Genomic DNA, 25,449 nt, shown 5'->3' with positions numbered 1-25,449 from the left:
TATTTACCCTTAGTACATATGCTCATGGCCAGTTTTACCCTTAAAGGTGTAATAGGCAAAAGCGGTATAACTCAGGATAATTGGTAGCATTATGACGGCACCAACTAACATAAAGGATAATGAGGTGTCAGCTGCGGCTGCCTCATAAATCGTCATCTGATACGGTACGATGTATGGGAACATGGCGAAACAAACCCCGATATAGCCCATCAAAAACAGTGCCACAGTCAACAAGAAAGGACGATATTCGCGCTCGCCACTTAAGTCTTTACGCATCAAGAAAAATAATAGTAAAACTATAATTGGCATAGGCGCTAGATATAATAGACCTGGGAAGCCAAACCAGCCTTCGAGGGCATTAATGTCTGAAAAATACATAAACGCTGTGACGACGATCATTGCCACTACCAAAGCAGACAGCATCCAGCCAGACACTTTGCGTGCCCAGACTTGTAGGGTATGCTCAGTTTTGATAATGAGCCATGTAGAGCCAAGTAAGGCGTAACCAATAATCATGGCAAAGCCGCAGACAATCGAGAAAGGTGTGAGCCAGTCAAACGGCCCACCAGTATATAGGCGGTTGCTTGCCTCAAGACCTTGTACAAGCGCCCCAAGCATAATACCTTGAGAGAATGTAGCAACGACTGAACCAACAAAAAAGAAAGTGTCCCATACGTGACGACGTGAAGATGCTTTGAAGCGAAATTCAAATGCCACACCGCGCATTATTAGACCGAATAGCATAAAAGTAACGGGCAGATAAAGCCCCGTCATAATGATGCCATAAGCCACTGGGAAAGCAGCGAACAAGCCGCCACCGCCCAATACTAGCCAAGTCTCGTTACCATCCCAAAACGGGGCAATAGAGTTCATGATGCGGCTACGGTTTTTATCTGAGCCAGCAAAGGGAAACAAGATGCCGCAGCCCAAATCAAAGCCATCAAGCAATACATAGATAAAGACGGATAGAGCGATCAGTCCGCCCCAAATTAAAGGTAAGTCTAATACATCACCGTAGTTAAACATTAGCGTAACCCTCCATCATCGACGTCGTTTGCAGGAGTATCTATATCTTCTTCAGTGCTCTTAGCAGGATTGCTATCGCCACTGAGCGCACGACCTTGGCTTTCGGTCACTGAGTGCTCATAGAAGTTATCATCGGCAGGATCTTCATACGGTTTTGGCCCTTGAGCGATCAAGCGTAGAATATAAAAACTGCCTGCACCGAAGACAAATATATAGAGGACAATAAAACCAATCAACGTGGTTGCCACTTGCTGTGCTGCGAGCGGTGACATACTTTCTGCGGTGCGTATCACACCATATACAGTCCATGGTTGACGACCTGTCTCGGTCACAAACCAGCCCGCCAGTAATGCGATAAAGCCAAGTGGCGTCATCATCATCCAAGCACGGTGGAACCAGACACTTTCGGGATTATATTGCTGTTTTTTAAAGTACTTATAGAGACTAAATAAGCCGACCAGCACCATTAACATGCCAATACCAACCATGATACGAAACGCCCAGAATACAATCATCACCGGTGGTTGGTCTTCAGGTGCCCAGTTTTTTAGACCTTTTACTTCCCCATCTAACGAATGGGTAAGAATCAAACCTGAAACATAGGGGATGCTTATTTCATATTTATTGGTCTGGTTTTCTTGGTCAGGAATAGCAAATAGGCGTAACGCTGCACCGCGCTCATCCTCCCAAATACCTTCCATCGCTGCGACTTTGGCTGGCTGATGCTCTAAAGTATTTAGACCATGCTCATCGCCAATCAATACTTGAGCGGGTGCGACAAATATCGCCATAATCATGGCCATACCTAGCATGACACGACCATGTTGACGGTGTTCGGTGTGTTTTTTGGACTGAATATAATAAGCACCAACCCCGCCAATGACAAAGGCAGTCGTCAAGAATGCCGCTGTCATCATATGAGCATAGCGGTAAGGGAATGAAGGGCTAAAGATGATCTCAATCCAGTTGGTAGGATATAAAAGACCATCTGCACCCATCATAAAGCCTTGCGGTGTCTGCATAAAGCTGTTGGCGGCTAAAATCCAAAAGCCTGAAATCAGTGTACCAATGGCGACAATGGCAGTGGAAGCGAAATGCATACGCTTGCTCACACGCCCCCAACCAAATAGCATAATACCTAAAAAGGATGCTTCTAAGAAAAACGCGGTCAATACTTCGTAGGCGAGTAGTGGGCCCAAGACGTTACCGGCTTTGTCAGAAAAGACCGCCCAGTTAGTACCGAACTGGTAGGACATTACTACACCAGATACCACGCCCATACCGAATACCACGGCAAATATTTTGACCCAATGCTTGTAGACTTCAGCATAGATAGGCTCGCCTGTTTTGAGCCAACGGAATTCAAGTACCGTCAACCAGCTGGCAAGTCCGATAGAAAACGCGGGAAAAACAATATGAAACGAGATAACAAAAGCGAATTGGATACGCGCGAGCATCAGCGCATCGAGCTGGTCAATCATAAACGTAGCGAACATAAACGGTTACCCTTATCTGTTAGCTGAATAGCGCTGGCTTCCATAAAACGCTCAAGTAACTGCCCGCAATCGTCATAGATTAAGGTAAAAAGTAGTACGGGCAATGGCTCAGTGTTGATTAGCGAGCAATCTTAGGGATAGAGTGCGGCTAAGCTAACGACTGTTTAGCTGAATTAAGTAATTTATATCCCTATAAATTAATACATTACTGTCAGGTGCTGTCAATATATTATGCGCTTCCCTCGATACACACGCAAGCTGCGCAACAGATTGGTCGCATACCTGATAGTCATTAAAAACTGCTGAGATAAACCCAGATATATCAGACTAATCGCTTGGCAAAACAAGATGTTATCAAGTTCACCTTAATAACAGTAATGTTTTATTTGTGTCCTAGTATAGGCACAAATATCCAACAGAGTACAAAGTTGCAAAGCCATCTGCTTTACTCTTAATTTTAAAGCGCAAAGACCAGTGCAGTGCTATATGACATAAGCAATCATTATTCCTGCAATTGTTTATGTAAAATCTGGCGTAATGTCAAAATAGTTTGCGGGTTAGTTTGGATGCTATGACCACCGCTGATAATCGTCTCAGAAGCCGCGCCATCGAGATGAGCGCTGGTATAAGGAACAATACCATCTGATAAACGTTCAGTTAGTGCCTGGCTGATATCTTCATTGACGGTGACGGCTGCAACCAGTGGTTGGGCAGAGAGCTTTGAGCTATCAGAAGGGCTACTTGTACCGACTGTTTCATTTTCAATGTATTCTTCTACTGCTTGCGATAAATCAACCTTTGCACCGGCTGGCTGCATTTGCGCCAATCCTTTAGTAATATCGGCATCATTATTGGCAATGATAGAGTGATAGGTCACACGATCATTGATGGTGATGTCTTTCGTCAGTTGTATAAAAGAAGATTTGTCGCTCAGCTGACTTGCGCCATTTTGTAAATATAACGCACCCAAAGGATTTTGTGCCAAATCACCTTGCGTGGCAATGGTGGCTAAGTTGTCCGTGACAGTTTTTACCAAACCAACTGGCAAATAGACAATACGGCGCAGTGCCCGAGTGAACCAGCGATCTGCATAGTCAGTTCCACGAAAAGGCGCTGATAAAAAGACAGCCGTATCTACTTGTGGTAAGGCTTTTAGCTCAAAGCGTTCTTTTAGCTGATCTTCGCCAAATGATGCTTTAAGTGCGTCACGAATCTTACGTTTTTCACTATCAGACAGCACATTTTGATCGTCTAGTCGATCTAGGTCATCGACCAAGTTTTCATCAGATAGCATCATGCGGGCGATAATGGCACCCATACTATGACTGATAATCACGCTGTTTTTGCTGGCACGATTTTGTCCTTTAGGATCAGTTTGCTCGTAGGTGCTGTTGATTAACTGTTGTATTTGATAACGGTTTTCTAAAATGGGCAAATTGGTTGGATAGAATATCTGCCACACTTGATAGTTATCACGCAACTTATCGTCGTTGAGAATATCGTTGGTTAAATTGACCCAAGTGGCAGGGCTAGAAGCCAAACCATGCAGCATAATCAGGACGCGCTTATTGGGATCATAAGGCTCAAGCATGAATAATTTGGGCAGTCTGGCCTCTGGCTGGCGAGTGATTAAATTGAGATAACCGACGCCATCTAGCTGGTTCTCTGACAGCCATAACCCATAACCTGCAGAAAAGTTAGCCGCCAGTGGATAGTCACTATTAAGGATGTTAACGCTTTCGCTTTGGTATGGGTTGTATAAATGAATATCGAGCTTACGACTGCTTAGTACATCCAATACGCTATCGCCGCTTGGTTCAATCAATCCTGTTAATAGCAAATGTCCAGTAGGGTAGATACGCGAACTTGGCTTGCTCTCATCTGTGTCTCCATCTTTCTCATTGGTCAATCGACCTGACAATGATGACACTAATAATTGGCGAATCGTGGTGGTATAGCGGTCATCCAGTGAGGCCACCAAGCTAATACCTAAGCCTGGGCGTTTGCTGATTGAGTTAAGCCCAGAGAGGCGTAACTCGTAAGTGGAAACCAAGTCTGCTAGTGCAGAGGTCTGCTTATGTGCATTTTGCAAATAGTTATTTTCATTAGGCAAATAAACACCAAGATCATAATCATCAATTTGTATTTTCATGACGTTGACTTGATCAGTAGGTTTGCCCTTGAGCGGTGAGTAATTGGCAATCGCGGCTTGGTTACTGTCATTAAGATTGCTAGCGGATGTGGGCAAATAATCTACTTTGGTGCCGCCCATCAATTTATTTGAGCCGTTAGTTGATCTATAAAGCTGGGTTATCACATCATTACTGGCGGCATTATAGATGTCTTGGGTCTGAATATCGGTGTCATTCGGAATACGGTTCTGTGCCTGAGAGGGACTTTTGTCTTGATCTGCGCCCTCAAAATCATGCGTCAAACTGTCATAAAATAAATAGGTATAACTGGATTTGATAGCATCGAATAATCGTTCTTGATAACCTGTTAGACAGCGATTGGTGTTTTCTTGCTGGACTTTAGCTTCTGTATCTTCTAAAGGTGCGTTGGCATAATAAGGATCAAGTGGCGGGCGAGCCAGCGCATTGCGGCAGTCTTGAGAGGCAGAAAGCTGTCGCGCTTTTGCGTAGTGTAACTCTGCAAAAACTGCCAAAGCAGGACGGTAGTGTTCATTCAAAATACTGTCAGTAAGCTGAGTAAGGCATAAATCAAACTGCTGCATACAGGCTTGCTCATTGAGCCCTGCCGATAAGAGCGCTGATGCCGTATCACTGCTGAGTTTATTGGTAGTGACGATATTACCGCGCTGCGCAGTAATCGTCTTCGCTGACGCTTGCTTATTCACTGATACCGTACTGCACGCAGGTAGTAATGCTACCGCGGCTATCAAGGCGACTGATGTGATCGAAAATGGGGTTTTCTTAGCATGCGTCACCATATTTTTGATAGGGCTAGCGAAAGTCATAGGTGAGTCCAGTTAGTCGTAAAAGCATGATTGAGTCAGTAATTTATAAGAAGAAGTGTAGCGTAACTTTTCGCATTAAACTATTTTATTTAAATTTCAAAAATACGGTTTAAACTTCGATAATTGAATCGAACACGCATTTAAATAAGGTAGACAGCAAGTTGGATTCAATGGAGTTTCGTTAGACATAAAAAAGCCCCTGACCTTATATTGAAGTAATTTCGATATAAGGTCAGGGGCTTAGTCGAGTCAATCTAGCTTATGGAGCAATCATGGTATTTGGTGAACTTACTTAATGACATTTAAATACCTAATCAATGTTAAGCACTAGGCTTAACATTGATGTCAGGCGCAGGTATATCCCAAATGTAGAATTTACCCTCTTCAATAAGTTTGATTTGCTGACGAATGATGTCATTGTTAGGGTTTTTCTGTTCGAGACGACGTAAGCGCTCTAGTGCATTATCGCGGCGATCACTTAACAAGTCTGACTGTGCCAAGCTTTGCTCTGCTTCGGTATAGCCAAGAGACACTGCGCGGTCTAGGTATTTTTGACCTTCTTTGAAGCCGCCGCCTTCTGACAACATCATGCCATATAAGAAGTTGGCTTCGCCGCTATTAGGTTGCAGTTTAATGGCACGGTCAACATATTTTCCACCACGTATCGTATAGTCTGATCCCAAATCTAAGTTACGTCCCATGCCATTAAGTTTAGCGGCACGAATCAATACATCATAAGAGGCGTTTGTTGATTCAGCATAAGGCTGTATCCATTCAGCCAATACTTTGATTTTTTCACGCGTATAATGGCGCTGTGAGCGGTTAGGAAAGTTTGGTGGATAATGACGGGCATTAGGTGAGACGTCTTCGATGAAGTCATCAAGCAAGCTCACATCTAGCTGATCGTTGTTATTACCGTTTTGCTGAGGAATCAACACAGTCGGTACAAAGCTTACGTCTGACAATTGCACTTGCGGCGTTGGAATATTGGCAAGCTGACCACTACGCAGGTCGATACCAGTAGCGGTCAATGGACCAGGCTCATAAACTCGAGTGGTGCCAGTGAACTCAGGTATTTTTGGTGCTGGTACAACATCTTGTGGTTGCAATGTACTCATTGGCGCACGATACGGCTGAGCATTATTTGGCAAAGGAGCGCTTTGTGGAACGCTACTGCTTTGAAGGTCAGTTGGTTGAGTATTGGCGGTCACCGCCGCAGTCGGTAAAGTACCTGATTGTACTGTACTAGTCGCAGTCGGTCGAGCAAGGCGAATCACACGTTTGCTAGAATCCATAGCGCTAGGCACCGATGTGGCAGCAGTATCGGTCTTTGCAGCATCTGTTGCCGCATTGGTTTCTGCTGCATTGACAGGCGCTGATAATAGCATGGCACAAGCTGTTGCCAGTGCTGTCAGAGTTGCCAGTTTAGGCGACTTGCTAGACGAACGGGCAGAGAGAGTCGATTGGTTGATGGCTTTCATAAAAATCGTTACCTTAATTTATTTAGTTGTTATTTAGCAATTGAATGGTTATTAGCTCATGTCTTTGCGGCAAAATCATACAAATTTTTAATACCCTAACAAATTCAACTGAGCGCTATCAGTAGTAGGATTGTTAATAGTAACGCGATAGCGTGTACGTTATGCCAGCGACAGCAGGGTAAATGAGAGCAATATCAATAATAAAGCGCACTGTAATTACCCTCACAACGCACTTACCACCACAACCTATCGCTCAAAACCTGCTATCACAGATGGCAATTACAAGTGATATGCCGTGGCTTTCATGCGATTGGCCATCCAGCGCATAGTATGACGTACAGGCGGTGATAACGCTGCGCCGCCACTTGCTAATGCCAGCTCACGATGATGCAACTCTTCAATATCCATTTGTGCCAGTATCTCTTTCGAGCGTTTATCGTGCTCTGGTAATTGCGTGATATGGTCTTGTAAATGTTCGCTGACTTGAGCTTCTGTCTCTGCGACGAATCCCAAACTAAATTCATTAGAGATGGCACCCGCGACTGCGCCAAGACCGAAAGACATGCCATACCATAATGGCGTAAAGACACTGGCATGACTGCCAAGCTCGTCTAATCGCGTCTCGCACCAGACCAAATGATCGACCTCTTCTTCGGCTGATTGCTGCATGGCTTGCTTGACGCCGTTGTCTTTGGCGGCAAATGCTTGACCATGATACAGACCTTGCGCGCATACTTCACCAGTATGATTGATACGCATCAATCCGGCGACATGTCGCGCCTCGGTGATAGTGAGCTCAGGAATCTCGTCACTGCTGACTGGTAGTGGACGAGTGCTAGGGTTTGAATGTGGTACGACAGCTCGTAATGCCTTATCGACCCCAAGTAACAATTGGTCGACTTTGGATAAGGGACGCAGGGCCATGATTCACTCCTGATGGCTTAAATACGATCAAAAAATTAAACTTATCTGTTCTTCTAAAAACAGCATCTGTTTTTCTAAAATAATGATAGTGATTAACGCATAGGTATTACTATAGCAAACAATCTAAATTATCAGCACCAATATTATCCATTTGATAACACACCGATTGCTATAGCAGCATGTCAATCTTACTTATGGAGCCACTTCATCGTGCGTTTGGATGACTGCATTTTTAATATGTTTATTGAGTTTACTGTATAAAAAGGCACCGAAGGCAATGTTTATGAGTCCTGTCACCAAAAATAGCTGAGGTAAATTGAATCCCAAAGCGTTCAAGATAACGATAGAGAAAATCGCTGAGGTGACCATAAATATCGCGTTAAAGATATTGTTGGCACCAACGACGCGCGCGCGGTGGCTCTTGGGTGCATAGGCCTGCATAGAGGCATATAACGGTACGATGTATAAACCGCCGCTAAAGCCCAAAAAGAATAAATCAGCAAACACGCGCCAGCTGCCACTCACCGCAAATAACTCACTGATGCCAAACAGAGTTGCATTATTCACATTGATGTTGAGACTTGACAGTGAAAAATACAAATCAATCGCAAAAATACTTAAGCCGGCGATACCAAAGGGCAAAAGACGTAAGCTGACTTGGTTTTTGGTTAGTGATTTGCATAATAATGAGCCAATCGACACACCAACAGAAAATAAGGTTAATAGGAAAATAACCACTGATTCATCACCATGTAAGATGACCTTGCTGAATTCTGGCGTTTGGGTCAAAAACGTCGCGCCATAAAACCAAAACCAGCTATTACCAAGGATGACAAAGAACAAAAAAGGCAATGAATATAAGTAGCGCACCGTCGCCACACTAGTGGTCACAATGTTCCAGTTGATTTTTAGGTTTGGCTGCATCGCTGGCATGTGGGGTATCAATCTTGCGACAAAATAACCCAAGACGGCGATGACCAATACTGTCACACTTATCCAATAGAGCGGCTGCGCTATCTGGGTTAAAACGCCCGCGATAATCATACCGAGCAAGATCGCTAACGACGTCCCCATTTGAAACAAACCATTAGCACCAACCAATTCATCTTCTTTCATCGCTTGTGGTAAGTAGGCGTATTTAATAGGTCCAAAAAAAGTAGATTGAGTGCCCATGAGAAACAACGCAACAAATAACAATGCGTACCACTCAAACACGAACCCTACTGCCGCAATCACCATAATTACGAACTCAAGCAGCTTAATCAATCGTGTGAGTTTTGATTTTTCGAATTTATCCGCGATTTGTCCTGCCAGTGCAGAAAACAAAAAGTAGGGCAAAATAAACAACATCGCGGCCAAGTTATTCAAAATACTGACTTCCATGCCCAACTGACTCGCAGCGGTGTAAGTCAAAACCAGTATGAGTGCTTGCTTAAAAATATTGTCATTAAACGCGCCCAAAAACTGGGTAAAAAACATGGCACTAAAACGGCGGTGCTTAAATAATTGAAACTGATTGGCCATGAAAATTCCTACAGATGGGTCGCGGTTGCTAGATCAAAGAAAAGCGCTGAATACCGCTTTTAAAGTGAAAGTAATTATCGATATAATTATTAACAGTATCAAAAACTTATCGAAATATAGCATAGGTTTTATCAATATTAAGCCGTATAATAGCAAGGCTTTGGTAAAAATACATGCGCTCGACGCTATGATTTCATAATTATCTAAGTTATGATTTGTAAATTTTGCATGCTTGCGTCGCGAGGTGTGAGTAATGGCAAAGGCTTGCTACCACTCACGCATGTCTATTTTTTGATAAAAACATGGTGCTAATCTGACACCAAGGTTTGCGTTATAAACGGTCATTATCCAAAGCAAGACAGTAAACCATAATTCAGCCAACTGCTATAAGTTTATTCACCGGTAAGACTAGGCGATTGTTATCGTTCATAATATTGTGCCGCGTGAGGTGATAGGAAATACACATGAAACACCAGCCTTCAACGCTCGCGCGCAATGTATCGATGATGCAGTGTGATACGGATAATGTTCGAGAGGATATTAAAATTCAAGATTTTCAGAGTGACCGTTTTCAAAAAACACGTCGTTCAGCAGCTGTGACAACTCATGGCAATGCGCCGCGCATTTATTTTACGCGTTCAGCACTTTTCACTGCGCTAGCGACCAGCCTAGTGGGTTTCGGTATGGCACCTGCTGCATTGGCTGATACCACAAATAATGTCAGTTCGCCTAAACCACCTACGAGCAATCAAATAGCTGTCGATCAATCAAATATTCAACCAACCAGTACTCAATCAACCACACTGTCAGATGATGATACTCAGCTCGATATCGCTTTGGATGCATTGCGCCTAAAAAAGGCAGTAGAGCAGGGCATTATCGATCAGTCAGTATTGGATGAGTACAGCGAACAAAGCCTAGGCATTAAAAAGTCTGATGCTCAAGATAAAAGCGCTAAAAAACCAGCTGCTCAGTCTCAGGGTATGGCCAATTCTCAGGCAAATGCCATGGATAATATGGCTGGCGCAAATAATGCTCAGCTCGATCTTTCCAATAACGCCAATGATGACTTGTTGCAACAAGCCGCAGCCATACAGCAGCAGGGTTATCAGATGATGACGCCTGAAGAGATTGATCGTGAGCTGGCTGCGATGGACATGCAGAATGCCAAAGATATTGATGACATCAATAATAGTACCAACGTTAACTATAACAATTACAGTAACAATAATAATGATATCAGCAATAACGATCGAGATTTTGACGCGCCAATTGCTACATTAGATGATACAACCCCACCTATTGGTTTAGATGTGGATTTGGATGCGACCAATCTGCCAACTCCTAACAATCTTGAGACATTAGGTAGGAATGAGAGCGCCGCTGAACGCGCACAGACGGCTGAAGTTATGTCGCGTCCGATCGATGTTAGCGACTCTGTCAGTAGTGGGCGCGTGGATGGAACCGGTACTTTCGATAATGAGATTGTCGCCAATGCCAGTGATGAGACCAATGAAGATGGTACAACGTCAGATATCATCAATCCTGATGACTACTTGCCAGACTATCAAGCGGACTCTCAGGGAATAAACCAGAGTATCGAACAAGCCAGTCAGCCCAAGCCAATGGCGCGTAATAAAGGCAATATCGTGAAACGCCTTTATAACCGTTTATTCAATGCAGGTGTGATGGCATTACCACATGTAGATACCACAATTTATCTACGGCAGGCGACCGCTGAAGGTGCTGTCAATGGTAAGCCAAAGCTCACCAAAGCGGACAATGACGTTCAGCCCATGAAAAACATCAAGGCTGCCCTTGATGATACGACGGTTCAGTCAGTTACCGACTTTACGGCCGCATTGCCACGCCTGCGCCAAACAGCATTAGAGGCAGCCCAAGCAGTGGGTTACTATGATATTACGTTACGCCTACGTCAGCGCAATGCTGACACGATCGATGTCATTATCGAAGAGCTGGGCGAGCCGGTACGTGTGGACAGCCGTATTGTTGAGATTCGCGGTGAAGGCAGTGAACAACCAGAATATATAGCACTTGAAAAAGACTTGCCGCCACAAGTGGGTGATATCTTCAATCACCGTGTTTATAAAGATAGCAAGGCGGCCCTTGAGTCGCTGAGTAATACTTATGGCTATTTTGATCAATATTGGCTCAACAAATCCGTTGATATTATCTTGCCAGATAATACAGCAGATGTGTCGCTGGTCTACAACACTGGTGATCGTTATGAGTTTGATGACGTTGTGTTTTTTACATACGATGAAGAAACCAACACCTTAACCCAAGATCCTGACAAGCTACCTGTTGAGTTGTCACTATTACAACAGTTGTTTGACTTTAAGTCCGGCGATCCTTTTTATCGTCCAGCGGTGACCGAGTTTAGCAATGACTTATCAGCGACTCGTTATTTTAATACAGTCAACGTTGAGTCGATATTGCCGCCAGATGAACGCAGTGAAGCCAGTACTTTGGCTTTTGATAACACGCCTACCAATGATAGCGGCACACTCGACGACGAGATTAATATTGATGGCGCCTTAGACATTGCGGGTAATAATGGTGCTGAAAGCTCAGCTGCTTCTAATAGTAGCCGTGTTAATCAAGACAATAACGCTGATGATGGTGATGAAAATAACGCAGAGAGTGAGGGTAATACGACTGCCAATAGCGGTGAAACAGTCAATCCCGCCGACATCGCGGCGATCGATTTTGAAGCTGATGCAGCAACACTTGATAAACTACAAGCTATCAAACAAAAAGCAGAGCGTTTGAGCCGCTTACCAAATGACCGTGTATTGGATGAAAAAGACCAAGAGGCGGACAATCTTTTGGGTAAAATAAGCGACGGCATCAGTAATATTGCGCAAAAAATATTCCCTGATGAAGAAAGCTTAATCACTGATGAAAACTTTGTACCACCAACGCTGGCTGGTCGAAAAACGCCGCGACAAGTGGCAGAAAGTAAAAAAGTACCGTTGTATGTTTTTGTCTCTTCAAGTAAGCCGCGCGATGCCCAAGTAGGTCTTGGTTACGGCACAGATACGGGCGTGCGAGCGACGGCAAAAATAGACTATAATTTGCTCAATCGTAAAGGCTATCAAGCTGGTGCAGAGACCGAAGTTTCCAGAATTACTAAAAACGTCGCTGTTTATGCCAGTCGACCTTGGAAGCACCCACTTAACGATAAATTAGATGCGCGTCTTACCTATGAAGAAGAGGTCATCGACCAAGGTGAAGGCAACTTCGACCTTTCTACTACGACGCTAAAAGCAGCATTGGCGCGTAATATTCGCCGTGACAGTGGCTGGAATCGCAGCTACTCTGTGAATTACCGTTTAGATGAGCTAGAGACTGGGGTCGATGAAACAGAGTTGGACGATCTACCTATTCGCTTTACTTCCTCTAAGCCTAAGCAGCAAGCGCTGCTATTTGGTTATGGTATGAACAAAACTGATGTAGACAGTGTGACCAATCCGACTCGCGGTATGCGTCAGTATTACTCGCTTGAAGCAGGAGCTGATAAAGCCCTTAGCGATACTAATATGGCAATCATTCGCGCGGGTGTCAGCGGCATTTATAGTTTTGGCGATGAGCAAAAGCATCAAGTGCTGGGCAGTTTGAATACAGGCTACATCTGGGCAGATGATTTTTATGATGTGCCTTATAAATTACGCTTCTTTGCGGGTGGTGACCAAAGTATTCGTGGCTATGACTATGAGAGCTTGTCACCGCTCGACAAGGGCTATTTGACTGGTGGGCAAGTGCTCGCAGTTGGTAGTGCAGAGTATAATTATGAATTTAAACCAGGGTTCCGCGGGGCATTCTTCACTGATGTAGGTAATGCTTACGACAAAAACTTCGAGACTGAGACAAAGGTCGGCGTCGGTGTTGGTATCCGCTGGGCATCGCCAGTCGGTGTGGTACGAGTTGATGTGGCTGCTGGGGTGACAGAAGAAAGCATACCCGTTAGACTGCATTTCTTTATTGGCTCGCCTTTATAGCCATGTAATCCAGTAGTGACATCATTTAGCGCGTATTGAGCATTATTAAGTCGTCTCTGTTAGTGAAATTGAGACAGGTTCAATACGCGCTATTAGCAATATCCGTTGTATTTCTTATTTATCGTGCCGATTGCCGGTGACCATTCTTTAATGTAGTTGAGTGTCATGCTGACAAAAAATACCCCGCCTAATAACGCCCCAGATGAAGATCCAGCACAGCGCGACGCTCGTGCCGTCAGACGTTGGTATCCGCTGTCATTTTTACTCAAATTACTGGTGCTTATTTTAATTGTGCTGGCCATCATGTTTGCTGTGTTTTTTTACGCAATGGGCACAGAGTCGGGTACGAAGTTTATATTAGAGAAAGTCAGTGCTGAGACGGGCATTGATTTTAAATATGGTCGCGGTAATTTACGTGATGGTATCTGGGTCACTGATATTGATATCAAGGCGACTGAAGACCTTGAAGTATTGGTTGATAAAGCTTACGTCAAGATAGGCTGGCGTGCCATATTTGCCAAAGAAGTGCATCTGCGTGATGCAGACATACAAACCATTGAGATTATCAATAACAAGCCACCAACGGGTGAGCCGTTCGATTATAAAACATTACAGCTACCAGTGAACTTACGCTTTGATCACGCTAAAATAAAAAATATTACTTATAAACAAGTGACCAAAGAGCCTATCGTTGTGCAGGATATTGTTGCCCGTGATTTGACATGGGTCGGTAGCATGGTAACGGTTGGTCGCGGCGATTTACAATATGCTGATATCGTCAAAATCAGTGCCTTACAAGGTGAAATTGATTTACAAGGCGACTATCCGCTAGATTTAAGCGCGATCGCAGAAGTCAGTGCGCTAGAAAAAGCCTATGTTGACCCATTGAATATCACGGCAACAGGGACGCTAAAACGTACGGTTGGTAAGGTTCGTAGTCGCTACAATGACAGCGATGTGAGCGGTGATTTTGTTGTACAAGGATTAGATCAGGATTCGCCGTTCCAGGCAAAATTGCAATGGGATGATATTTTGATCCCTTATGCTGAAAGCCAAAAAATTCGTTTAAAAAGTGGTACTGCTACCGCGACAGGGGTTATCTCTGAAATACGTCTGCGTATCAATACTGAGCTGACGGCTAAAGACATTCCGTCTGGTCACTATCAAGGTCGCGCCGTCATTGCAAACAGTCAGTTACGTATTGATCGCTTAGATGCTCAGGTGCCAGCTGGAAATTTAATTCTGCAAGGTATTTTAGATTGGCAAGACAGCTTTGATGCAAAAGTGCGAGCGACAGGGAGCAATTTTGATATTCGCCGTGTTATTCCTGATGACTATGCTGATTTCAAAGCATATGCACCGCAAAAGCTGAATGGTCGACTGTCATTACATTATCAGCAGAAAAACAGCGCTGGTAACATAGAGCTTGATGCAGATTTGCGTCAACGTGATGGCGAGCATGTGAATGCCAATATCGTCCAAGGCAAAACGTCAGCGAAGTCGACACAGGTAGCGCCTTGGTATATCGATGCCAAATGGCAAAACCTAATCCGCCGTGATGTGCCTAATATCGGTAATATTGATAGTCCGCGTGGACAGGCGGATGTCATCATTCGTGGCTCACGGTTATCAGTAGATGCCAATGCAGTCATTAATGAATTGAATGCCGCTCCTAAAGGCAACTATGACGTGCGCGTGCGCAAAGCTGGGGATGTCATCGACATCAATCGCCTGAATTATAAAGGAGTCGTGGGCGACTTATCAGGTACTGGGCAGATTCAATTGGCAAATAAAAAGCGTCCGCTCACATGGCAGATAGATGCACGTACCAATGGATTATTACCCAAACAGTATCGCAGTGATTTGCCGCTTGAGCGTCTAACCGGTAGTGTCAGTGCTCGCGGTCGTTTATTGGCTATTACTAAAGGTGGCGTTAGTGGTCAGCGTCATGTTATTACCTTAAACAATACCGACTTGCAGGCGCAACTTGATGCGACTCAAGATGGCCGTGCTATTGGCATAACGGGTGCTGGTGATGCCAAAATCGATATCGTTGGTGGCGAGCTGTCTATGTTCGATGCGCGCTTCAATGGGCAAGTCGATACTGCAGATGTACCAAAAGGACGCCTATCTATTGATGCGGCTGGCACGCCAAAGTTTATCAGTATTCGTAAGCTTAATTACAATGGTGAAGCGGGCGAAGTGAATGCCAAGGGCGTCATCGATTTGCGTAAAAATATCGGCTGGACGATAGATGGTCGCTTCGATAAGTTTAATTTGGGTTATTTCTTACCCAATAATCCAGCGATTATTACTGGTGACTTGAAGACCAGCGGCGAGTGGCAAACTGCGCCTAAGAATAGTAAAAATACCGCAGGCAAACTGCAACGTTTTGCGGTGAATTTCGATGGAGTGCTAGATGCTGAGCAATTGCCAGCGGGCAAGCTGACCATTGATGCCAGTGGTGATGATCAGCTGATTCGTATTAAGCGTTTCCGTCATGTGGGCGCGGCAGGCAGTATTGATGCCAAAGGGACAGTTGATGTACGTCAAGGCATTGCGTGGGATATTGACGCAGTGATGGATCGTTTTAATATTGGTTATTTCCTCAAAGATACTCCAAGCCTTATCACCGGCACTATCGATACGGATGGGCGCTGGAGTGACTCGCAGCAAATCATTAATATCAAAAAAATTGATTTAAGAGGTATGCTAAAAGGTCAACCGCTTAGTGCTAAGGGTAGCTTAGCGGCGAAGATGCGTCTGCCAAAAGATTTAGCAAGCTATTTCAAGCGCCTACAAACGCAAGATGCACAGGCGCAATATAAGCAAGTAAATGCCTTGATAGACAGCTTAAACGCGGATAATTTAGTGCTACGTTGGGGTGATAATTATGTCACTGCTAATGGCAATGCTAAGCAATTACAAACCAAAATTAATATCACCAGTCTGGATCAGTTGTCAGATAAATTGGCTGGCAAAGTCACTGGCGGTGCGACCTTATCACAGCCAGTAGGACAAGCGCTGCCAACTATTTATATCGATTTGGTTGGTGAGCGGATTGCACTGCCGGGCTTTATTTTGCGCCAAGGTCGCGTGCGCGGTAAGCTGGTCAATTTAGCAAACAGCCCAAGTCAGCTTATTATCACCGCTGAAGGCTTAGATGCAGCTGGACAGAGTTTTAAAAGCGTTAAAGCAACATTTAATGGTACTGAGCAGGCGCATGTGGTCAATCTTGACGTTGCCAATGAGCAGCTCACGATTGGCGCAAGGCTTAAAGGCGGCTTCAATCGGGATAAACTGAGCTGGTCTGGCGTCATCGGTAAGGGCCGTGTTCAATCCAAATATGCGACCTTAAACCAGTTACAGCCAGCGCAGTTAATTGTTAATTTACCCAACAATCAAAATGGCAATAATAACGATTTAAAAGTACAGTTGGCAGCGCACTGCTGGCAAGCCACTGATCAAACGGGCAAGGTCTGCTTACGTGAAAACTTAATCGCGTCACCTGATAAAGGTGAGGTGAATATTGCCTTACAAAATCTAGATACGTCATTACTATCTGTCTTTTTACCCAAAGATATCGACTGGCATGGCAAAATTAATGGTAAGGCGATTGTTGGCTGGCAACGTGGTCGTCCACCGACGATTAATACCACACTGTATTCAGACAACGGCAAAATCGGCTTGATTCAAGATGGTGATAGTTTACCCGTCACTCTGCCTTATAAGCGGGTCTCACTGATTGCATTGTCCGTCCCTGAGGGCATCAAACTACGTACCGATATCAATACTGGTGGCGGTGCGCGTGGCTATGCTGAAGTGGTCGTTGATCCTTATAAAACGCCTAAGCCAATTTCGGGCGCTTTGGTATTGAATGAGCTTAACCTTGCGATATTCAAGCCTTTCTTCCCAGGTATGCGAGTGCTAGAGGGCAATGTCACGATGGCAGGAGGATTGGGCGGTACATTAGATAAGCCGCAATTCTATGGCGATGTGAAACTTGCTAATGGCCGTATTGCGATGCTTGATTTGCCCATTAATTTAACCAATGTAAATACTGACGCCAAAATTCGTGGTACTCAAGCGACTATTGATGGAACCTTCAGCAGTGGTACGGGTAAAGGGGTTTTGACTGGTACCGTTAATTGGCAACAAAAACTCCAAGCGAAGCTTAGCGTTAGCGGCGAGCGTTTGGTGATTACTCAGCCACCATTGTTAGTGGCAGAAATCAACCCTGATATTGATATCATCGTGCGTCCAGGCGATCGTTATGTAGATATTAAAGGGGCGGTCAGCGTACCGTCAGCGACCATTCGTCCGCCAGAAGCCAGCGAAGATATCATTACTCAAACTGAAGATGCAGTGGTTCTTGATCGTCGTCTCATTGGCAATATTGACGAGGTATTGGCAATATCGAAACCTTGGTCAATCAATGCAGATATCGGTGTCGACTTGGGTGATGATATCAACTTTCGTGGTTTTGGTGCCGTTATTCCTTTAGCTGGTGCGATTAATATCACTCAAAATGGCACAGGTATCATGCGTGCAAAAGGGGTGGTGCAAGTATCACGTCGTACCAATATCAACGCTTTTGGTCAGAACCTAGAGCTTAACTACGGACAAGTGCGCTTCAACGGTGATGTGATGAAACCTAACCTCAGTATTGAGGCGGTTAAAACGATCAGTGGCAAAACGGTAGGTGTGCGTGTCAAAGGCAATACAGAAAGCCCCAATATTATTGTCTTTAATAATGCAGGCTTGACCCAGCAGCAGGCGATGAATGCTTTGGTGACAGGTCGAATTAATAACAAGGGCGCCACCCAAATCAGTGAGCAAGGCTTTAAATCGCAAGTGACGAATAACCTAGCCGCCGCGGGCTTAAGCTTTGGACTGAGTGGCACGCGCAATCTAACCAATCAGATCGGTCAGATTTTTGGTTTTCAGAGTTTGACCGTTGATGCCTCAGGCAGTAGTGAAGACACCAACGTCAACGTCACCGGTTACGTGACGCCTGACTTGTATATACGCTACGGAGTAGGGGTGTTTAATGCTCAAAATAGCTTATCCATTCGTTATCAGTTAACTCGACGTATTTATGTAGAGGCAACCTCAGCGGCAGAAAATGCGGTGGATGTGGTTTACAGTTGGCAGTTCTAAATCGCATCGTTTTATCCAATAAAAAACGCCTTTTAATGAAGGCGTTTTTTTATAGGTAGGCTAGGGCATGTCCTTAATTCAATCGATAGTCATCTAAATGGGTTTAAAATGGCTAAATCTTGCCAAACGGCGTCAAATAGCTGACTAATATCTCGATATTATCGGCGCTATTTTCCTTATTTGACGGCAATTTATCTCATTTTTATCACTATTTTTAAAATGAGGACACGCCCTAATATTGATGATGAATGATATTAATCTATTTAGTCAGAATTAAGCGATTATTACGTGTTAGACGTAGTCGATACTCTTCACCCTCATGCTCGATACGCACTTCTTTAGTGAGTGCAAATAAGTGTTGTGATTGCAAAGTTGGTAAACGGTTTTCACGGCAATTCAAGTAACGAGAGATAACCATGCTCATAGTAAATTCCTTTTGATAAAAAATGGCTGAATAGTAATGGCGATATAGTAACTATCTTTAACGATAATAATTATCATTTACATTGGAAGATTTTGCAAGGTAATTGATAAGATAAAATGCAGTCATTGTGTAAACTTATCTACAGTAATTGTTGTAAATGAGGTTTAAATAAATAAAAACTAGCTAATTATTATTATAAATCAATAGGTTGGTTTTAGATCGACTTGATTTTTTAAAGGTATAAACCAATCAAATAGCACTTTAAAAAAACAGTAATAAAGGAGACGCCGATGCCAAATGAAGCAGACAACCACGTTGATAGCTCATTTAACAGCGAAAAAGTACTTATCGTAAACGTGGCAGTTGCGGTCATTCATCATAAAGCCCAATATTTACTTGGATTTAGAAACGCCGCCCAGCATCAAGGCAACCGCTATGAATTTGTAGGTGGCAAAATAGAAACCAATGAAAACGCCGAGCAGGCGTTAATTCGGGAAGTTGCTGAAGAGACAGGCATTGAGATTTGTGACAATACAATGGTCAAGCTTGGACGTCTACATCATGATTATGGTGATAAGCAGGTCAGTTTACAGATTTACAAAGTTGAGCTGACCGCGCAGCAGTATGAGCAGCATAAGCATCGCCAATATGGGCTAGAAGGTCAGGCGCTAACGTGGGTAAATAAGGCAGATTTATTAGCAGGAAAGTACCATTTACCCGCTGCTAACCAGACGATTCTCGAATGGCTCAGTGTGCCAAAAACGATAGCAATTACCTATCCATTGACGCATTTTGATGCCGCTTCTGATCCAGTGGCCGCATGGCTGACTTTCCATCAAAACAAGCTAACAGCCAATGCTTGGGTATATATTCGAATAAAAGCAGCTGGCTCAGCAAGTATAGCAGCGCAGTTGATGCATATGCGTCCAGATATTAAGGCGATTGTCCCTTGTGATGTCAATGGACAGACCCTAACCACTGAAGCGCCGCTAGCAATGAAAGATACAACCACTGCCAATTCAATCGTTGCCAATCAGCTGTCTCATACCGCATTGTTACAATGGTCGGAGGATACACAAGATAGAGTGCTGTCTAAAAATTATCCGTTAATAGTCAGTTGTCATGATGCCGCCAGTATTGATGCTGCCAATAAACTGGCTCATGCTCGGTTACAGCAGCAATTACCGCCCGTCATTGGCGCCTTTTTGTCTCCTGTACTAGTCACCCATACACATCCTGATACTGTGCCACTTGGTTGGGAATCATGGTCAGCATTGGCGCAATTGGCTGACATGCCGATTATCGGTTTGGGTGGTTTATCACCTGTGATGATTCATCAAGTATTAGAGCATGGCGGTATCAGTGTTGCTGGTATTCGACAGTTCTTTGAATAGTAAAAAACTAATAGAGGGAGTGTTGGCACCAATGCTGACCAGTCCTGAACCAGAATTGCCATTAATTGGCATCTATCAGGGCAAATAATTGATTTTTAATATATTTATCCAATCAGTAACTATGTGTTTACTCGGTATTTATTCTGCTGCATAAACGCATAGTTACTTACAAACCGTTGCTTTTTCCTACATTGCGACACTGTTTTAATAGTCGAGCTGCCATTAATATATATCACCTAAACAAAGAGTACTTACTCTATATTCTTATAAGCGAATTGCTTATCAATATACCTCTTAAGTCCTCTCATGATATTTGGTTTTTGCAGCGCCAGCTTTTACATTCAATATATTTTTAAAAGTTGAAGACGCACAGAAGATGAGAGTACATATAGGGCATATAAGAAGAATAGTTAACAGTCACTATCAATAATGGTACCTCTATGAAAACCAATAAGTTACCTCAATCAGCATGGTCTGATACAAAGGAAGCTGGTTCTCAATCTAAGCAGACTACCCAGTCGCGCCACTATCATCTGAATGAGGATAGTACACGGCAGACAGGTAACGCCAGCAACGATGCTAGCTACAACCATGATAATCTAAATGACCAAGATTCTACCCATCTGGCAAAAAAAACGTCTTCGCAAGATCACTATTTTGGATATAAAAGCGCCGATAAGAGCCCACTACGGGCAAAAGAGTCTACTATGACTAACAGCAATAATAACAAAGACGGCGATTCAAAACATAGCGAAAGCAGTAATTTCGTTAGTGATTACTGTACCAAGGATAGTGGTCACTGCACTAACGATTATAAATGGTCACAAGAGTTGAGCGAAAAAGAACCGTTAATATCAGATTTTTTAGGGGATAAGATAAATGGTTCAATAAATTCTCCTGTGCAAAAAGAATCTGGACAGAACCGCCATTCAAAGCAAAATACTGATTCATCATCAACCTCTACTTACTCATCATACAAAGAAATACCGGAGCGTATATTTATGAATGGACTTATCAAGCATACGGGTATAGCCCTAGCTATTATCATACCATTAGCCGCATTTTCAGCGTATGCTGCGACGCCACCGGTCAATGCTACAGCTGATATAACTGCTAACGCCACTACGGATAGAACCACCACAGAGACGTTGTCAATTAAGCCAAATGCCATCATTCATAAGTCTGCAAGTACACCGACCACAGTGGATAGCGTTGATCTAAAAAAGTATGCAGGAACATGGTATGAGATAGGTCGTTTGCCCATGTATTTTCAGCGCAATTGTGCCAGTGATGTCACTGCCAATTATACGGAAAAAACCGACGGTTCAGGTATCATAGTCACTAATAAATGCGTACAGAAAGACGGTTCTGGTATTACTTCTGAGGGTATCGCTAAGCCTGTTGATGAGTCAGGCAGCAAGTTAAAGGTCACCTTTTTACCATCGTGGATTCGTTGGTTGCCAGTTGGTCGTGCCGACTATTGGGTACTAGCACGTGATGCTGATTACAAGACTGCTTTAGTAGGAACACCTGATAAAAAATATTTATGGTTATTGGCGCGTTCGCCAAACGTCACTCAAGAAACCTATGCCAAATATCGTCAAATCGCTCAACAGCAAGGCTATGACTTAAAAGAATTTAAGTTAACCTCGCAGACCAATCAAACAGTTAGCCTCGTTCCATAACGAGCATCACTTACTAGATACTGTGTTAAATCGTAATGTCGCTCTATCATCCACTATTTGATACTGGCAATAATAAACAAAAAGGCAGCATAATTGGCTGCCTTTATTTTCATAATAACCTCCACAACTCAATAAAATGCTTTATAAGCGCTAGCAGATCGGTTATCACTGGCAAAATAGGCCGTTTTAGGCTAAAATCTAGGCGATCTCAATACTCTACATCAATAACTGACACCGATATCGTGCGGTTGCCATACTAGAGTGATTGCGTAGACCACACATAATCTATCTAATCTGTATTCTCTATCATTTACTGATCACACATTACTGACCATAAGGATGTTTCTCGTGAGCAACGCTGATACCTTACGCCAATTACATCAAGACCACTTAAGCAACTACAACAATCAAGAGCAACAAGCGATTGAGCTGATGGGGCTATTGAATAAGCTCTATAATGAGCAAGACGTACAAGTGACCTTGTTCGGTGACACGTTAAATACGACGTCAGTTGGTCAAATATTGGCATTGCATCAAAAAGTAGCCTTGCGTAACCAAGACGCTAAATCTATTAATATCGCTGACACTTTAGCCATGGTTAAAGCGCTAGCGGCCAATAATAAGCTTCAGTCTGCACAGGTGGATGTTGGTCAATTAATCGCTAATGACAGTGAGTTACAAACAGCACTTCAAGCCGTTAATGTTGATGACACTACGGTTAATCCTGCGACTGATGTCGTGCTATACGGTTTTGGTCGTATTGGCCGTATTTTAACTCGTCTGCTATTATCACAAGCGTCAAGTGCTAAAGGTATGCAGTTAAAAGCCATCGTTGTACGTCCTGCGGCATCTGGCGATTTGGCCAAGCGCGCATCATTGCTAGAGCGTGATTCGATTCATGGTAGCTTTGCTGGTGGCGTGGTGGTTGATGATGAAAACAACGGCTTGATTATCAATGGTCGCTTTGTTCAGGTCATCTACGCTAAAGATCCAAGCGAGATTGATTATACGGCTTACGGTATTAATGATGCGTTAGTGATTGACAACACGGGCATTTGGAAAGATGAAGCGGGCCTTGGTAAGCACTTGCAATCGACTGGTGTGAAAAAAGTCCTATTAACAGCCCCAGCTGGCGGTGAGATTAAAAACGTTGTTTATGGTGTAAACAACGATACAGTCGGTGAAGATACAATCGTCAGTGCGGCGAGCTGTACCACCAACGCAATCACCCCAACGTTAAAAGTATTGAACGATGAATACGGTATCGAAAACGGTCATGTTGAAACGATTCACTCATTCACTAACGATCAGAACTTGATTGATAATTATCATAAAGCGGATCGCCGTGGTCGTAGTGCTGTATTGAATATGGTTATTACCAGTACGGGTGCGGCTAAAGCGGTTGGTAAAGCGCTGCCAGAGCTTAGTGGTAAACTAACGGGTAATGCCATCCGTGTACCAACGCCAAACGTCAGCTTAGCGATTTTGAATTTGAATCTTAAGTCAGCACCAGAAAATGCTGATGCGTTAAATGAATTCATGCGTAAAGTATCTAATAGCAGTCAGTGGCAAACACAGATTGCTTATACAGATTCTACCGAAGCGGTATCGACGGATTTTGTTGGTGATACCCATGTAGGTATTGTCGATGCCCAAGCGACTATTTTGACCGACAATCATGCCATTGTTTATATCTGGTATGACAATGAAGTTGGCTATAGTACGCAAGTATTACGTTTAGCCACACAAATGGCAGGCATCAGTTATACACAGATTCCAGCTTAATACATTTGTACAGCAGTAGTGAGTTTTTAATATTGAGGTACTCTTTATAAGAAAGTATTTTAATAGTCACTTTTAGCATGGACAAATAGATGTGATTTTTTAAGTTAATATATACCGCACCCGATAGTCCAATTGGTTATCGGGTGTTATTGTCATAAATAAAGCAATGATATATAGCAACATAGATGCAAGTCTTCTATTTTTTAAAAGATACCTATAGGCAAAAGAAGCAGTATATGACTGCTATTGAGTCTATAAACTAGAGTGTAAATAAAGGAACGTAAGATGCGATTTATTGATGAAGCCGTCGTAACGGTAAAAGCAGGTGACGGTGGTAACGGAATCGCCAGTTTTCGCCGAGAAAAGTATGTCCCACGTGGTGGACCTGATGGTGGAGATGGTGGCAAGGGCGGAGATATTTACGTCATTGCAGAGGATAACACCAACACCCTAGTGGACTATCGTTATACCCGTCGTCATGATGCTATGCGAGCAGAGAATGGCCACAGTAGAAACTGTTCAGGCAAGGGCTCTGATGATTTGTTTTTACCAGTACCTATCGGTACCACGGTAGTTGATACCGAAACTGACGAAGTGTTGGGTGACTTGATTGAACTTGGTCAGACGTTACTGATTGCCAAAGGTGGTGATGGTGGTTTGGGCAATACCCATTTTAAGAGCTCTACCAACCAAGCACCGCGTAAATCGACGTCTGGTTTTGAAGGTGAGTTAAAAGTTCTTAAGTTTGAGCTAAAAGTTGTGGCTGATGTTGGCTTGATTGGTTTGCCTAATGCTGGTAAATCTACCTTTATTCGTCAAGTCTCTGCTGCTAGACCAAAAGTTGCTGACTATCCGTTTACCACCCTCGTTCCGAATCTAGGTGTGGTTGATATCGGTCGTCATCGCTCATTTGTGATGGCAGATATTCCAGGTTTGATCGAAGGTGCTTCAGAAGGTGCTGGACTTGGCATTCGTTTCTTAAAACATGTGGCTCGTACTCGTCGTCTGTTACATGTGGTTGATGTAAAGCCAATTGATGGCAGCGATCCGGTAGCCAACGCTCGTGTTATCTTGAATGAACTTGAGCGTTTTTCGCCTGAGTTATCCAACTTGCCCCAGATTTTGATATTAAACAAAATTGATCAGGTGCCTGACGAAGAGTTAGATGAGCTTTGTACTCATATTGTCGCCGAGCTTGATTGGACAGGCGATGTATTTCGCACGTCAACCCTAATGGGTGAAGGGACGGATGCAGTTAAATATCATTTAATGAATGAGATTGAACTAGAGCGTGAGCGTGAACTAGAAGATCCTATCTTCGCTGAAGCACAAAGAAGCCGTTTTGAGCGCTTAGAAGTAGAAGTACGTCTAAACACTGAGGCGCAGCGTGAAGCCTATCGTGCGGCTCGCAAAGCGGCTCGCGAAGGTGTAGATTTAAGCGACGACGATGCTGATTTTGACGATGACGACGAAGATGGTGTCGAGGTCATTTATGTTCCTTAAGCTAACACGCTTGAGCTGATATACTTGAATTTTTTAGATCAATCCCCG

General features: G+C 43.7%; 13 protein-coding genes. 6 read left to right on the top strand and 7 right to left on the bottom strand.

Annotated elements, in window-relative coordinates:
* Positions 1 to 9: 9 nt before the first annotated feature.
* From cydB to JMW94_RS06610, 6 genes are all read right to left on the bottom strand, one after another.
* Positions 10 to 1,026 carry a cytochrome d ubiquinol oxidase subunit II gene (cydB, locus tag JMW94_RS06635; RefSeq protein WP_045445007.1) on the bottom strand — a complete coding sequence of 339 codons (1,017 nt, stop codon included), beginning with the start codon at positions 1,024 to 1,026 and terminating at the stop codon, positions 10 to 12.
* A complete protein-coding gene (locus tag JMW94_RS06630) occupies positions 1,026 to 2,522 on the bottom strand; it encodes a cytochrome ubiquinol oxidase subunit I (RefSeq protein WP_109590420.1) in 1,497 nt (498 codons plus the stop codon). Before JMW94_RS06630 ends, cydB begins: the two co-directional genes overlap by 1 nt.
* Before the next feature lie 502 nt (positions 2,523 to 3,024).
* The gene (locus JMW94_RS06625) at positions 3,025 to 5,499 is read right to left on the bottom strand and encodes an esterase/lipase family protein (protein WP_201603322.1); all 2,475 of its coding nucleotides are present in this window, start codon (positions 5,497 to 5,499) and stop codon (positions 3,025 to 3,027) included.
* Positions 5,500 to 5,819: 320 nt separating this feature from the next.
* On the bottom strand, positions 5,820 to 6,980 hold the full coding sequence (locus JMW94_RS06620; protein ID WP_201603320.1) for a tetratricopeptide repeat protein: 1,161 nt from the start codon (positions 6,978 to 6,980) through the stop codon (positions 5,820 to 5,822).
* 279 nt (positions 6,981 to 7,259) lie between these two features.
* On the bottom strand, positions 7,260 to 7,898 hold the full coding sequence (coq7, locus tag JMW94_RS06615) for a 2-polyprenyl-3-methyl-6-methoxy-1,4-benzoquinone monooxygenase (protein WP_201539625.1): 639 nt from the start codon (positions 7,896 to 7,898) through the stop codon (positions 7,260 to 7,262).
* A gap of 198 nt (positions 7,899 to 8,096) precedes the next feature.
* Positions 8,097 to 9,428: an MFS transporter gene (locus JMW94_RS06610; protein WP_055124429.1), complete on the bottom strand. Its 1,332-nt coding sequence runs from the start codon at positions 9,426 to 9,428 to the stop codon at positions 8,097 to 8,099.
* 464 nt (positions 9,429 to 9,892) lie between these two features.
* Between JMW94_RS06610 and JMW94_RS06605 the strand changes: the two genes are divergently transcribed.
* Complete coding sequence (locus tag JMW94_RS06605; protein ID WP_201603317.1) at positions 9,893 to 13,450, top strand: autotransporter assembly complex protein TamA; 3,558 nt, start codon at positions 9,893 to 9,895, stop codon at positions 13,448 to 13,450.
* Between the two features lie 165 nt (positions 13,451 to 13,615).
* Complete coding sequence (locus JMW94_RS06600) at positions 13,616 to 18,610, top strand: translocation/assembly module TamB domain-containing protein (protein ID WP_201603300.1); 4,995 nt, start codon at positions 13,616 to 13,618, stop codon at positions 18,608 to 18,610.
* Positions 18,611 to 18,869: 259 nt separating this feature from the next.
* Here the strand turns inward: JMW94_RS06600 and hemP are convergent, their stop codons facing one another.
* Positions 18,870 to 19,028, bottom strand: coding sequence for a hemin uptake protein HemP (hemP, locus tag JMW94_RS06595; protein WP_227672156.1), 159 nt, complete (start codon positions 19,026 to 19,028; stop codon positions 18,870 to 18,872).
* A gap of 296 nt (positions 19,029 to 19,324) precedes the next feature.
* Between hemP and JMW94_RS06590 the strand changes: the two genes are divergently transcribed.
* From JMW94_RS06590 to cgtA, 4 genes are all read left to right on the top strand, one after another.
* A complete protein-coding gene (locus tag JMW94_RS06590; protein ID WP_201603283.1) occupies positions 19,325 to 20,428 on the top strand; it encodes an NUDIX domain-containing protein in 1,104 nt (367 codons plus the stop codon).
* Between the two features lie 440 nt (positions 20,429 to 20,868).
* Positions 20,869 to 22,113 (top strand): lipocalin family protein, encoded by a 1,245-nt coding sequence (locus tag JMW94_RS06585; protein WP_201603280.1) that lies wholly within the window; start codon positions 20,869 to 20,871, stop codon positions 22,111 to 22,113.
* Between the two features lie 339 nt (positions 22,114 to 22,452).
* Positions 22,453 to 23,898, top strand: coding sequence for a glyceraldehyde-3-phosphate dehydrogenase (locus tag JMW94_RS06580; RefSeq protein WP_201603277.1), 1,446 nt, complete (start codon positions 22,453 to 22,455; stop codon positions 23,896 to 23,898).
* A gap of 285 nt (positions 23,899 to 24,183) precedes the next feature.
* Complete coding sequence (gene cgtA, locus JMW94_RS06575; protein WP_201559854.1) at positions 24,184 to 25,401, top strand: Obg family GTPase CgtA; 1,218 nt, start codon at positions 24,184 to 24,186, stop codon at positions 25,399 to 25,401.
* Positions 25,402 to 25,449: the final 48 nt, after the last annotated feature.

Origin of the sequence: Psychrobacter immobilis (assembly GCF_904846185.1) — a bacterium.
GTDB lineage: Bacteria > Pseudomonadota > Gammaproteobacteria > Pseudomonadales > Moraxellaceae > Psychrobacter > Psychrobacter immobilis_B.
The sequence above is the reverse complement of the archived record's forward strand: the minus strand, read 5'-3'. Positions and strand labels throughout refer to the sequence as shown.

Bases quoted from the DNA above. Each gene is read 5' to 3' on its own strand.
- cydB (WP_045445007.1), bottom strand. From the start codon at position 1,026: ATGTTTAACTACGGTGATGTATTAGACTTACCTTTAATTTGGGGCGGA.
- JMW94_RS06630 (WP_109590420.1), bottom strand. From the start codon at position 2,522: ATGTTCGCTACGTTTATGATTGACCAGCTCGATGCGCTGATGCTCGCG.
- JMW94_RS06625 (WP_201603322.1), bottom strand. From the start codon at position 5,499: ATGACTTTCGCTAGCCCTATCAAAAATATGGTGACGCATGCTAAGAAA.
- JMW94_RS06620 (WP_201603320.1), bottom strand. From the start codon at position 6,980: ATGAAAGCCATCAACCAATCGACTCTCTCTGCCCGTTCGTCTAGCAAG.
- JMW94_RS06610 (WP_055124429.1), bottom strand. From the start codon at position 9,428: ATGGCCAATCAGTTTCAATTATTTAAGCACCGCCGTTTTAGTGCCATG.
- JMW94_RS06605 (WP_201603317.1), top strand. From the start codon at position 9,893: ATGAAACACCAGCCTTCAACGCTCGCGCGCAATGTATCGATGATGCAG.
- JMW94_RS06600 (WP_201603300.1), top strand. From the start codon at position 13,616: ATGCTGACAAAAAATACCCCGCCTAATAACGCCCCAGATGAAGATCCA.
- hemP (WP_227672156.1), bottom strand. From the start codon at position 19,028: ATGGTTATCTCTCGTTACTTGAATTGCCGTGAAAACCGTTTACCAACT.
- JMW94_RS06590 (WP_201603283.1), top strand. From the start codon at position 19,325: ATGCCAAATGAAGCAGACAACCACGTTGATAGCTCATTTAACAGCGAA.
- JMW94_RS06585 (WP_201603280.1), top strand. From the start codon at position 20,869: ATGAAAACCAATAAGTTACCTCAATCAGCATGGTCTGATACAAAGGAA.
- JMW94_RS06580 (WP_201603277.1), top strand. From the start codon at position 22,453: ATGTTTCTCGTGAGCAACGCTGATACCTTACGCCAATTACATCAAGAC.
- cgtA (WP_201559854.1), top strand. From the start codon at position 24,184: ATGCGATTTATTGATGAAGCCGTCGTAACGGTAAAAGCAGGTGACGGT.